The sequence below is a fragment of the Capnocytophaga sp. oral taxon 336 str. F0502 genome, from assembly GCF_000411575.1.
GTDB lineage: Bacteria > Bacteroidota > Bacteroidia > Flavobacteriales > Flavobacteriaceae > Capnocytophaga > Capnocytophaga ochracea.
The window spans coordinates 195,230-207,967 of sequence record NZ_KE150492.1 but is presented as its reverse complement, the minus strand read 5'-3'; the positions used below and the strand labels follow the sequence as shown (position 1 = coordinate 207,967).

Annotated in this window: 13 protein-coding genes and 1 pseudogene; all 14 read left to right on the top strand. The window is 33.3% G+C overall.

The genetic code is table 11. From position 1 onward, the window contains the following. Positions 1-251 (top strand): annotated as a pseudogene (locus tag HMPREF1528_RS12785) (hypothetical protein); the annotation flags it as partial. A 37-nt stretch (positions 252-288) separates the two neighbouring features. Then, positions 289-645, top strand: a complete 357-nt coding sequence (locus tag HMPREF1528_RS10755; protein ID WP_016479768.1) for a DUF4280 domain-containing protein — start codon at positions 289-291, stop codon at positions 643-645. 22 nt (positions 646-667) lie between these two features. Beyond that, the gene (locus HMPREF1528_RS10750) at positions 668-1,096 is read left to right on the top strand and encodes a GPW/gp25 family protein (RefSeq protein WP_016479767.1); all 429 of its coding nucleotides are present in this window, start codon (positions 668-670) and stop codon (positions 1,094-1,096) included. 23 nt (positions 1,097-1,119) lie between these two features. After that, positions 1,120-2,949: a type VI secretion system baseplate subunit TssF gene (locus HMPREF1528_RS10745; RefSeq protein WP_016479766.1), complete on the top strand. Its 1,830-nt coding sequence runs from the start codon at positions 1,120-1,122 to the stop codon at positions 2,947-2,949. Between the two features lie 243 nt (positions 2,950-3,192). Continuing rightward, positions 3,193-3,633: a hypothetical protein gene (locus HMPREF1528_RS10740; RefSeq protein ID WP_002682314.1), complete on the top strand. Its 441-nt coding sequence runs from the start codon at positions 3,193-3,195 to the stop codon at positions 3,631-3,633. Positions 3,634-3,665: 32 nt separating this feature from the next. After that, positions 3,666-5,033: a DUF5458 family protein gene (locus tag HMPREF1528_RS10735; protein ID WP_016479765.1), complete on the top strand. Its 1,368-nt coding sequence runs from the start codon at positions 3,666-3,668 to the stop codon at positions 5,031-5,033. Positions 5,034-5,169: 136 nt separating this feature from the next. Next, the gene (tssD, locus tag HMPREF1528_RS10730; protein ID WP_009411176.1) at positions 5,170-5,556 is read left to right on the top strand and encodes a type VI secretion system tube protein TssD; all 387 of its coding nucleotides are present in this window, start codon (positions 5,170-5,172) and stop codon (positions 5,554-5,556) included. A 51-nt stretch (positions 5,557-5,607) separates the two neighbouring features. Then, positions 5,608-5,994: a type VI secretion system tube protein TssD gene (gene tssD / locus HMPREF1528_RS10725; RefSeq protein WP_016479764.1), complete on the top strand. Its 387-nt coding sequence runs from the start codon at positions 5,608-5,610 to the stop codon at positions 5,992-5,994. A gap of 90 nt (positions 5,995-6,084) precedes the next feature. Continuing rightward, positions 6,085-6,480 (top strand): type VI secretion system tube protein TssD, encoded by a 396-nt coding sequence (gene tssD, locus HMPREF1528_RS10720; protein ID WP_016479763.1) that lies wholly within the window; start codon positions 6,085-6,087, stop codon positions 6,478-6,480. Positions 6,481-6,538: 58 nt separating this feature from the next. Further along, positions 6,539-8,458, top strand: a complete 1,920-nt coding sequence (locus HMPREF1528_RS10715; RefSeq protein WP_016479762.1) for a type VI secretion system Vgr family protein — start codon at positions 6,539-6,541, stop codon at positions 8,456-8,458. Between the two features lie 11 nt (positions 8,459-8,469). After that, entirely contained in the window at positions 8,470-9,597 is a 1,128-nt protein-coding gene (locus HMPREF1528_RS10710; protein WP_016479761.1) for a polymorphic toxin type 44 domain-containing protein, read from the top strand. 101 nt (positions 9,598-9,698) lie between these two features. Then, positions 9,699-10,103, top strand: coding sequence for a hypothetical protein (locus HMPREF1528_RS10705; protein WP_225879561.1), 405 nt, complete (start codon positions 9,699-9,701; stop codon positions 10,101-10,103). Between the two features lie 243 nt (positions 10,104-10,346). After that, entirely contained in the window at positions 10,347-11,501 is a 1,155-nt protein-coding gene (locus HMPREF1528_RS10700) for a hypothetical protein (RefSeq protein ID WP_016479759.1), read from the top strand. Positions 11,502-11,932: 431 nt separating this feature from the next. Beyond that, positions 11,933-12,736, top strand: a complete 804-nt coding sequence (locus HMPREF1528_RS10690; protein WP_016479757.1) for a hypothetical protein — start codon at positions 11,933-11,935, stop codon at positions 12,734-12,736. Positions 12,737-12,738 lie beyond the last annotated feature (2 nt).

The following is a 12,738-nucleotide window of genomic DNA, read 5'->3' as shown; positions in this document are numbered from 1 at the left end:
GTCCCATTAACATAAGAGAATATGATACTATTTTAGCTCCTAATGCTAAAATAGAAACACTTTCTTCTATGGCTGTAATGAGTGAATGTGAGGAAATTTTTAAAATAACAGAACCCAACATAAAAATGCGTGCTGCCATTTGGTTCAAATATGTGAATCGAGATGAAAAGTTTATTCAGCGTTCTAATTGGATTATTTATAAAAATGAAGGACATTATAATCCAAGTAAGAATAAGAAAGAGTATGAATAGATAATATCCTAAAATAATTATAAAGTGAAATACCCTCATGCCTCAAGAAATAACAGAAACAGCAAAACTACAATGTGACCAAGGTACAATAACGACTGCACTAAAGGTTACAAGTCAACAGTTTGCTAAAATAAACAATAAGCTCCAAGCCACAGAGGAAGACAAACAAGCCAATGTAAACATAATGCCTTTTGGTCAATGCAAGCTAAAGCCTACCACAAGTGGTTATTTGCCTTGTATGCCTGCTCCTATAAAGTGGGAAAATACCTCTTTTTCTACTATCGATGGTAAAAAGGAACTCAATAGTGCTTCCTGCATACAATGTGCTATAGGAGGCAAAATAACTTTTACTGATACAGGAGGCAATGACTTTGTCTCATCTGAAACAGAATAATCAAACACTCATAACAAACTGTATGAAAGGAATATATTACAAACTCCCTATCGATTTTGGAGGTCTAATGAAAAAACAAGACCTTGCTAAAATAGCCTTAGAAGATTCTATTTCTCAATCAATTTTCACCTTGATGACAACTGTTTTTGGAGAATGTAAGTTCGATGAAACCTATGGTTGTGAAATATGGGATACTGATTTTGATCTCCTCAAAAGTGATAACGAACTAAAAACTTTTGTCGCTAAAAGTTTAAAAGACAGCATTTCACAACACGAAAAACGTATCACAGTTCAAGATATAGATGTAATAACTACAGAACAAAATTTAGGTAGCTTAGATAAAAAACGAATAAAGAAAAAGGTATTGGTTTCAGTAAAAGCAGTTATTTTAGAGACCAATCGCCCTTATGTATACAAAAATTCTTTTTTTGTAAGCCCATTATCCTACTAATTTTTTAATAAAAACACTGAATAATGAAACAAGAACAGATAAAAAATAGGATGCTAAAAAGAGCTTCAAAGATGTGGGGCTATAGTGAATTAGAATCAGAAAACGCTTTTGATCCTGTATTAGAACTTATTCTTTCAGCTTGTGCTTCAGAACTTGAAAAATTGCGTTTTGAACAGGAAAATTCTCGCGCAAGAATTACAGAACGCCTCCTTGAAGTTATTTTTCCTGATGAAGTTACAGGTATTACCCCTTCTCAAACTCTTCTACAACTCACTCCTATAGAGAACAATGTACAAATATCTCGTTATAGCCATTTCAAAGCTGTCAAACGGATACAAAACTTGTACGACCCTACTCAGGTAAAAACAATGGACATCTTTTTTAGTCCTACCTTAGAAATGAAACTTACCACTGCTCAAGTAAAATATTTAGTTTTTGGCAATAAAATATTGCAACAAGAAAGTTTTTTTTATCAGGAAGAGGTAGAATATTCTGAAAGGAACATTCCTTCAGGAGAGTTTTGGGTGGGACTATACGCCCCTGAGGTAGAAAAGTTAGAAGATTTATGCTTCTATATAGATATAAATAACAAAGAACAAAAAGAGTTTTTCAATTATTACTTGCAGCAAGTAAAAGTATTTTGTGGCGAAAAAGAATATGAATTAGCAGAAGGGTATAATGTGCCAACAAGAAATCTTGAATATGAAGATATTATCTCTAAAAACTATACTAACGTAGAGGCTATTTACAATGAGGTAAATCAGTTCTACCAAGGAAATTTTTTTACTTTAAAAGGGAATATATATCCTGAAAAAGGAAAAAGTGAGTATGTAACTTCCTTTATAGAAGAGAATTTCTCTAACAATCGTATTGCTACTGAAAAAGATATCGTTTGGTTGCGTTTTAAGTTCTATGAAGTAATTACCCCAAAAATCTTAGAAAATATACGTATTGCTTTAAACTGTATCCCTGTGGTGAATATGTACAACACTAAAAAAACCAAACGTATTAAGGGGCAACTAACTATCTATCCTATTATAGGAGATAACACCTTTTTGGATATTGACTACATTTCCGATGATAATGGGAAACGATATGAAGTGAAAAACTATCAAAATGATTCTGAAGATAATATTTCCTTTGTTTTAAGACGAGGAGGAGTAGCACGCTTTGATGAAAGGAGTGCTTTAGATCATTTACAACATACTCTAAGACTCATAAGAGATGAAACAGCTTCTTTTTCCGCCATAGGAAATGACTTTGCTATCGATGCAGAGCTTAGGCAAATAGGACAGAATTTAGCTTCTATCTACCAAAACATAAAGAAAAGAAGTCTTTCTTTAAATACCAATCCATTTCTAATCATTTCTTCTATGAATAAAGAATTAGATACAAGTTTTACTTTTTCCTATTGGCATACAGCAGGAGAAGAAGGAAATGATATAAAAACGGGAGTTTCATTAGAGTGTGATAAAAGTAATAAAACAGCTATTAAAAGTGCTATTACTGTAAAATCTTCTTTGGGTGGTAAGCGAGGGCTCAGCACTGCTGATAAGATTTTAGAATATCGCAATGCATTACTTTCACGAGGTAGAATTGTTACCATTGCCGATGTAAAAACATTTGCTAAAAGTCATTTCAAGCACACAATCAAAGGATTAGACGTGCAAAAAGGCACTAAAAAAGAAATCTCACTAAAAGGAGGTTTCAAAAGAACTATAGATATTTACCTAAATAAAAATAAAGAGGTAGAAGTAAGTGAAACAGAATGGGAATACTTAAAGGATAGTTTCTTGATTAAATTAGAAAAAGCCTCTACAAACATTTATCCCTATAGAATTTTTGAGAAGTAATTCAACAGTGTTGTATAAAACTATACATTTATTTTACAGAAATATCGAAAAAGCATCTTCTTTAGGTGCTTTTTCCTTTTCTTGTTTTAAAAAAAATCATAATCATTCATCTGTTTTACAGGTAGTTAAAATATATTTCAAAAATATTTTGAAAAATATTTGATTAAAAATTTGCATTGTATTTTAAAATTAACTACATTTGTCGCGTAATCAAGTTTGATAATAATAAAAAAACATCATTCAATGCTAACAAACAAAGGAATAGGAGGCAACGAAGTGCCTATAGACGCAAGTGAAGCTATTTTAGAGATAGCTCCTAATCGCACATTGATAGCTCAAAAGCTCAGTGCAGAAAACCCCGTAAAACCCGAATTAGTGGAAGGTCTCAATACCTTAGACAAGGTATTCGAGCACTTCAAGCCTACTATGAAAGTAGATTTTGAAGACAGTGAAGGAGCTACCAAAGTAGAAGAATTGACTTTTAAAAACTTGGGAGATTTTGGCACTAAAGGAATTACAGCCCAAAGCGCTTTCCTTACGGGATTGGCTACAGAAAAAGACCAATATCAGAAAATAATCAAACAACTCAAAACAAACAAACTCCTTAAAGCAGCCTTGGAAGATCCTGATGCTAAAAAAGCCTTACAAGATACATTAGAAGCTCTAATAGCTGAGTTGAGTTAATTCTTTAAATTCCCAATTAAATATTTGAAACGATGTCAAATAAAGTAGAAACAGTAAATACAGCATCACAAGCACAAGAATCTGTTAAGAAATCACCTATTTCATTAGAAAAGTCATTAGATAAATTAGTGCGTTATGGAGGGTTTGATTTGTTAGAAGCCTCCATAGAAAATGTACAAAATGTAAACCCTGATAGGAATGCTCGTAGAAAGATATTCCTTACCGAAAGTAGCAAGCAAAAGGAAAGAGATACCCTAAAGAAAACATTAGAACTTTGGGCAAGTGTACTAAAACAAAGCGATTCTTTGGTAGAAATGGTATCTCACTGCGAAGACCAACAAAAATCAGCAGAAGAGTTGCTTTCTAAAAACTTATACAATGCTGTAGAGGCTACTCGTGAGTTAGAAACAAACTATCGAACCATAGCTTTGTTCTACAAAAATACTGAGGAAGACAAGATCAAAAACGTTACAGTGATGAACGCTTCCTTAGAGCAACTCAAAGACCTTGATAACACACGTTTTATTGATACCATACACGCCGAACTTTCCGATAACTACGACCGTTTAGACCTTAGAAATAACTATGGCTTGTTAGTGATTCCAGGTTATTTAGGCTCTAATATGGTAGTCGAAAAATGGGCAAAAATCGCTCACGAAAATAAAGTAATGCTTGTTACTGACTTTGAACACTTAGATGAACCCGATGATGTAATGGAGATGTTCGACGAAGCAAACCTCACAGGTGGCGATGTGTATCGTGCCAATGTATTAATGACCTGCAACTGGCTAGTAGGTAGAGGTCGTTTCAATGAAATAGGCGAAACAACCGATTTGTTTGTCCCTCCTTCTGCTGCTTTAGCTGGAAAAATCTACAAAACATTGATGTCTCAGGTAACTGCAGGAAAGAAATTTGGAGGTATCAACGAAGTAGAAGGCGTACGTTTCGACTTGAAGAAAAGCGAAATAGCCAACTTAGAAAGTTTAGGACTTATCCCTATGGTAAATGAATACGGAAAAGTAATGGCTTTCTCTGGCAAAACATTGTTCAACGGAGATAACTTAGGACTACAAACGTATTCTGTAGTACGTGTGTTCGACTATGTGACCAAAGTGCTAATGGATTTCCTTAACCGTAGAGCTTTTGAGAATTTTACAGCTACTACTCGTAAGGATATTATGAACCAAATTGTCCAATTCTTGGATAGCATCACAGGTCCTAAAAACCTTATTGAGAATTTCGAGATAAGACGATTTGAACAAGACCCTAAACAAAAAGACAGAATCTATTTAGACATTCATATGAAACCTTATTTCCCCGCTAAAAACTTCCTTATCAAAATGGATGGACACAAGGGAACTGATGCTAATGAATGGGATACTGAATATGAACAAAAGTAAAGTACCTCTTATGAAAGAAATCTAATCCTAAACAAAATAATATAAGGTTTAGATTCTAACATAAGGCATTGGAGACATTTTATATATATTTCCATAATTGGTATTATTGAGTATTAAATTTTAATTTATTTTAATTATGTCGTTTAAATGCAAACTGAATGTTGCTGGTAAAGAACGCAACATCGTTTCCGTTGACTACGGAATGTTACAAGAGACCGACGTCACAGGTAGACCTTCTTCGGTTACCAGAGGTGGCAAAATTACTATCACCGTCGAAAGCACTGGTGATACCGACCTTTTTGAGTGGATGACCAACTCCTTCGAACGCAAGGATGGAAGCATCATCTTCCTCAAAAGAGACAGCGAGGCTACTTTGAAAGAGCTGAAATTTAAAGAAGCTTACATCGTGAAGTACAAAGAAGATTTCGATGCAGCAGGTGATAATCCGCTGACAGAAACCTTTACACTCTCTGCCAAAGAGATTGAAATGGGTACAGCCAAACATACCAATGAATGGGTGTAATCTTCTTTTGATTTTTTAATGTAATTATTAATCTTTTAAATTTTTAAGCGTATGTCTTTCAAAGCCAAACTTAAAGTAGCCGGCAAAGAATATAATGTTCTTAGCGTTAGTTATGCATTGTTCCAAGAAACAGATGCAACAGGTCGTCCTTCTACCGTTACACGTGGTGGAAAAATTGATGTAATAGTCGAAAGCACAGGAGAAGCCGACTTCTTCGAGTGGATGACCAATTCTTTTGAACGTAAAGATGGTAGTATCACTTTCTTAAAAAGAGATAGTGAAGCTACCCTAAAAGAATTGAAATTCACTGAGGCTTACCTTGTAAAACATCGAGAGCATTTTGATGCCTCAGGAGAAAAACCCCTCACTGAATCCTTTACCATTTCTGCAAGGAAATTAGAAATGGGTACAGGTGCCTACGAAAATGAGTGGGTGTAAAACTTATGGAAATTGGGTAGCGCTTTAGGGTGCTACCCTTTTCTGCTTAAAACAGACGAAAATAAAAGTAATTTCTAAAATAATATAGATATGTCTTTCAAAGTTAAATTAGAATTAGACGGAAAAACCTACAATGTATTGGCTTGTAGTTATGAACTCTCTCAAAATAGAGATAAAACAGGTTTGCCAAAAGGAATGCCTACTGGAGGAGAGATCCTTCTTCGCTTAGAAAGCACTGGAGAACCTGATTTCTTCAAGTGGATGAAAGATAACAACGAAACAAAAGATGGTAAGATTATTTACTATCGCCGTGATGCTATGAGTAAATTGAAAGAGTTGGTGTTCAAAAAAGCATTTTGTGTGAATTTTAAAGAAGATTTTAATGCTGATAGTGCCGACCCTTTACAAATAGAATTGATTATATCAGCTCAACAACTCATCACAAGTGGTGTTACCTTTGAAAAACAATGGAAAATGAGCCTATAACCCCTCTTTTCTTAAAACGAACTTACACTAAACTATCCCCAAATTAAAAGAGAATCTTATGAGTACAAAAGATGAACAATTTACCGGCTATCGCACCAATCACCCCGATGATATCGCCCATTTCGCCTCAGTGAGAAGTTTTCAAGACTTTTTAGTCGATAAAACCAATCCCGTAGTGATGGTTACCCTTACCGTCAATGATAAAGGTTTCTTAGATAATGCCACTTTTGAAACACACCTTACCCAGCACACCAATACCCACGATGAGTTTACCATTGTAGTAAACGATACTGCTATCGATGACTTCAAGGGGCAAGTAATGAAAAACTCAAAAGACCTTTTGGGAGAAAATATCACTATTCACTTTCATCAATTTGGAGGAGTTATACAATCTTTCAAAGGAATTATAGCCAATATCTGCAATAAGAAAAACGAAGGAGGCGGTTATGGTAAATTGTATATCTCGGGCTATGCACCAAGTATAGTGTTAGACGGAGGCAAAACCTGTCAATCGTACGAAAACAAAACCCTCCCCGAAATCATTGCTCAAGCTACAGCCGAATACCCACAAGAATCACAAATCCACATTGAGGGACTCATCAACAACGAAGAAAAAATCCCTTATACCGTACAATACAACGAATCCGATTATCAGTTTATCCAACGCCTTGCCAAACGTTATGGTGAGTTTTTCTATTACAACGGCACGCAATACATTTTTGGCAGCAGGGCACAACAAACCGTAACTCTCTACGAAGGAGGCGACCTTTCAGAGGTAGAATTTGAACTGATGCTCAAACCTCAAAAGTTCAACTATCTGTCCTACAACTCACAAATGACCAGAACAGAGGTCAAAGGCAGTGACCAAACAGAACCACAATACAAAGAAAATCCTTTTCAGTTTGCTGCTATTCAAGCCTCAGAGAAAGTATTTGCCAAAACCACCGACCAAACCTACGGAGCCTTGCCCGATGAGTTTAGAGGTGATTACCTAAAAGAAGCCGTACAAAGAGAGAAAGAAAAACGCGAACAACTGATGCAAGTGCGAGGTAAGAGTCGCAACCCACACGTGCGCATTGGGGGCTTCGTAAAACTCAAAGACATCAACGATTTACCGATGGAAACCTATCGTGTGATAGACGTAACCCACTATCAAGGCGAAGGAGATTATTACAACGAATTTATAGCCATCCCCGATGTATTTGTAGCCTATTATTACGATGAACAAGCCCTCCCAAGAGCCGAACAGCAACCCGCCCGAGTGATTGATAACAACGACCCTGAAGGTTGGGGACGCGTGCGCGTACAGTTTATATGGCAAGAAAAGCACCAAACCAAAACCCCTTGGATACGAGTAGTACAACCTCACGCAGGAGGCGGCAAAGGCTTTTACTTTATCCCCGAAATAGGCGAAGAAGTATGGGTAGACTTTGAAGACCAAAACGCCGAACGCCCCTTTGTCGTAGGAAGCAACTACAATGGTAAGGAATTTAGTAAATACCATACCTCAGGCAACGACAAGAAAGTGATACACACCCGCTCAGGTACTAAAATTATCCTCAATGATGCGGAAGGTAGCGTGTTTATAGAAGACCCCAGTGGCAACACTTACCTAATGGATGGACAAGGAAATATCAATGTAAGTGCTCCTAAAGATATTACTTTCAAAGCGGGCGGAGATATTAATTTAAATGCAAATAAAAACATATTTTCAACAGCTTCTTTAAACATTGTTAGCAATGCAGGCGTGAATATGGTAGATATAGCAGGTAAAGATATTTCTCAATCTGCTTCTGGTGATATACGAGAAGACTCTAATGTAAGAGGTGAAATCTCTAAAAACGAAAGAAGCATACAAGCTAAGAAGAGCGACTCTCATTCTGATAAAATAACCGTAGTGAGCACCAAGCAAAATATGATTTTACAAAGTGAAAAATCTGTAAAATCTAATAGCGGCGAGCAAGGTAGTTCACATTAAAAAGTAAAGCTATGGGAATTTTTAAAAAGGCAAATAACATATATATTACTGTTCGTGATACTTATACCTCTATAAGTGGCTCCTCTTATGAGGAAGCCGAAGAGGTAATTATTGAGGCAACTAATGGTAATTTAGAGCTTGTTAGCCAGAAAAAAGTGGTGATGCAGGGATTAGGGAATGGGAAAGGTGATGATAAAAGCAAGAAAACTCAACTTTTAGTAACAAAAGTTGAAGGAAAAAACACTGCTATTCCTTATGAAAAAGTAACTTACAAAGTAACTAAATATAATCAGGATAAAGTTTCTGAAAATGATAAAAAACGTATCCAGTGGGCAATAAAAATTGACGGGGAACAAGAAATTTTAAAAGAAAAAGGTGAAAAACTTGTTTTAACGATAAAAGATGAATGGGCAGCAAAAGAAATTATCGTGATGCCGTTTTTAGTAAAACCTAATGAAGAAAAGGTGAGTAAGATAACAAGGGTAGATTTTTGCAGGTATGTTGATGTTAAAACAATTATAAAGTATATTTGCAAAGAAATCAAAACTAATTTTAATCATAAGGATACATTGTTTATGAAATATCTTAATGACAATATATCTTTAAAAAATGATATTAAAATAAATATTGCTTATAAACTCTCTGCCTATGAAAAATGGAAAGATTTAGTTGCAAAAGGGAAAATATGGGACCATAAAAAAGAAATAAGAAAATTACAAAATGATAAAAATTGGTCATGTAGTAAATTTGATAAATACACTATAAAATTTTATTTTGATATATGGTCAAATATACACTATGGATTCATCGGAAAAAGAGCTGGATTTTCTGAATTTGAATTAATTAATGGAGCAGGATATGCACAAATTGGAGATAATGGAAAAAAACTTTCTGAATGGAAAGTCTGGAAAGAATATTTAAAAAATAGATTTATTGATTTTGGGGATTGTGATATTTTAGGAGGTTTTGACGACCCCAATGATACACAAGCTATTAAAATAGGATTTCGTCTGTATGATAAATTTAAAAATAGTATGCATCTATTGACGGAAGAAACTATTATGGAAGAAGTTTTAGAAACATATAAAAGTGAAAAACCTTTAAGTATAGAAAGATGCGAATACCATTCTTACTATTAATATTAATATTGTTTGTTATAAAAAGTTGTAAATCAGAGGTAAAAGACCCTACTGATAGGGAGATGATAAATCATTTTAATAAATGTAAAACTGATTTTGAAATGATTAAGCAAATTATTGCAGATGATACAATTTCTGCATTTGAATACCCACCAGTTTTGTTTGAAGGAAAATATAAAAATATAAAGGATTCCATTTATTTCAATCAATTAAATATTGACAAAAAAAGGGAATTGGATTCTTTGTTACAAAATGTGCAGTGTAGTGGAATATTTGTGCTTTCTAATAATGAGATTCGTTTCAATTATTATTCCTATGGGGGAATAGGTTGGGGTATTGATAAGAATTTTATTTATACGAAAAGGAATTTTAAGGAAATAAATGACGTAGAAATTTGTCCTCCAGAGATAGATATGTCCGAAAGGCGTTATAATTCAATGAAAAATTGCTACTTGGTTAAAGAATTAGGTAATAATTGGTATATAGAGCTAAACTATGATAGATAATGACTAAGTAGAAGTTTTATAACAACTATAAAAAGAAGTATATTTATCTTTAAAAATAGATAAATAATAGAAAATATGAATATAGAAGACACAAAGCAATGGTATTTTTTTTTATTTAGTCATTTGTACTTATATACATTTCCATTTGTCTTGGGGACTTATTCATAACTTACGAATCTTAAATTTATTAATAGAAAAATCTAAGATACAAACTTAAACGTAACATTACTCAAAAAACTTATTATGGCAGTAGAATTCGGTAAATGGCAAAAAATAGAGCGTAAAGAACTTACGCCCCCTATACCTTTTGGAGTAGAAAAAATAGAAATTATTTTTACAACTTATGGTTCTAAAAACGATGGTTCTGGAGCTATGAATAATGAAGGTATGGTGTATGGGGGAAAATACAGTTTTAAAATAAGTTATGCAAATAATACTCCTCCTGCAACAAAGAGCATAGTATGGGAATTTTCATATAAAACAAGAGATGGAAATTTAGTGTTAAAAAGTTTCGATGGACCTATTTTTAACTGTGATAATTTAGATTATTGCGGGCAAACAATCTCTTTTTATGCGTATCTTAAAAATAAACAAACTACAAAAGCTAAATTAGATGTTTTTTGTCATTATAGGTTTAAATGGATAGATAGAAATAACTTAAAAAACCAACTTTCATCAAGAAAAACCAATCCATATATAGATCAAGGAGACTCTTCTCTGTGTGGTATAGCCGTTATAGCTTATTTACTATGCAAAAATGATTATAACACGTATGAACAATATATTTCTGATATGCATCAGTATGGAGAGGCTACTATAAAAAAAACAGATTATTCTATTAAAATTGATAGTGATGAACACCTACTCAATTATAAAACTACAGACAAAGAATATCCAAAACAATCTTTCTATAATTTGCCTATTTGGGAAGTAGATTTTGTATTTTTAACAACAATTAGAGATCATTTGAATGATTTTTGGGATTATGACCCAGATGCACTTAATGTGGGAGGAATAGAAGAAGGGCTAGCAGGATTATCCTTGCCTAAAGATGTAGCAAAGATGATGGAAAAAATACTTGGATATTCAAAAATTATAAATGACACTAATTTATTTACTAGTAAATGGAATGGAGCAAAAGATTCTTTTACGGAACTAAGTAGTAAGCTTACAAATGGTTATAAAATTGCTCTTCTAATGAAGAGTGATAATTTTAAGTATAATACAAAGACAAAATCTTTAATACCTTCACATTGGGTAGGGTTAAAAAAAATTAGTATAGATGAGAGTAAAAAAACAATAACTCTTGATGTATTTACTTGGGCAAAAATAGAATCTTGGACAGTTTCTTTTGATGCCTTTGAAGATGGATACTTTGGTTATGTTGCAGGAAAATGATTTTATTATGAATAAATGTTTGTGTTTTTTTAAAAAATATAGCTACAATATATACATAACACAAGTGTTATTATTTTTGGTATTTATATTTTTATCTATTGTATATTACAATTATCCACAGGCACATCGCTTTTTTGATAGAATATATGCTGAAAATTCTTGTTTCTGTTTTGATTATCTATTTTCAGCTATAATGACAATATTGTTTGCTTGTTTTTTTTGGATAGTATTAGTATATCCTTTCATTCTTCTATTTTCTATATTTTTTATGAAAATGGGTTGGAAAAGGCTTGTAATATTGCTAATTCTTTATCTAGTAAGTTTTTTCTGTGAATTTTCTTTATACACTATACCAAATCAACGGATATTTAAAGAAAGAAAAAAACAGGATATAAATACAAATTTTTCATCTTTGAAAAGTATAAAATTTTATGCTCACAATAACACCTAATTTATTCCCAACCGCTACTTATGCCGTTGAAGATGTACTTATATTAAAAATAGGAGAACAGGAATACAACACTACTCTTACCTATAACATTTTTGTAAAAACAGAGAAAAAACCTACTTATGATGTGGTGATTGAGAGAAGTCAGTTTTTAGTAAATGGAGAGGAAATAGACACTAAATTCTTATCTATATCACATAAGTATATGGAAGCCATCTTTCCTCTGAAATGCAAGGTCAAGGACTATGTGCTTTTTGTAACTAACATCTCTGAAATACAACAACATATAAAACAAGTAGATAATGAACTCTTAGCAACGTATGAGGGAGAAGGATTAGAACATATCCGCTCACATTTTTTTAAAGCAACAGATACTCCAGAAAAACTAAGAGAGTTCATAAAGCAGTTACATATTGTAAAAGCATTGAGCTTTAGCATACGCAAATTTGCTCCTGATACTAATTATCCTTTGCAATGGAATATCCTCCCCATAGGATTGTCTTTTTGGAAAGGAGACATAGAAAAAAGAACAGAAAACAACCAAATATATTATGAACCCAAGATAGCAAATGCACAAGAGATGATGGATAAAGTCATTGCATATATCCATAGCCAAGAATACTATGTAGAAATTGAGCAAGAAAATGTACCAATGTATACTAACTTTGTGCACCAAACAGATTATACAGGCAAAACAGGAAGAATAAAGTATTCAGAAACCAATGTAACTATTGAAGTTGAAAATATTTTTCTATACGACCAAAAATTAACACTAACAAAAAAATAAAG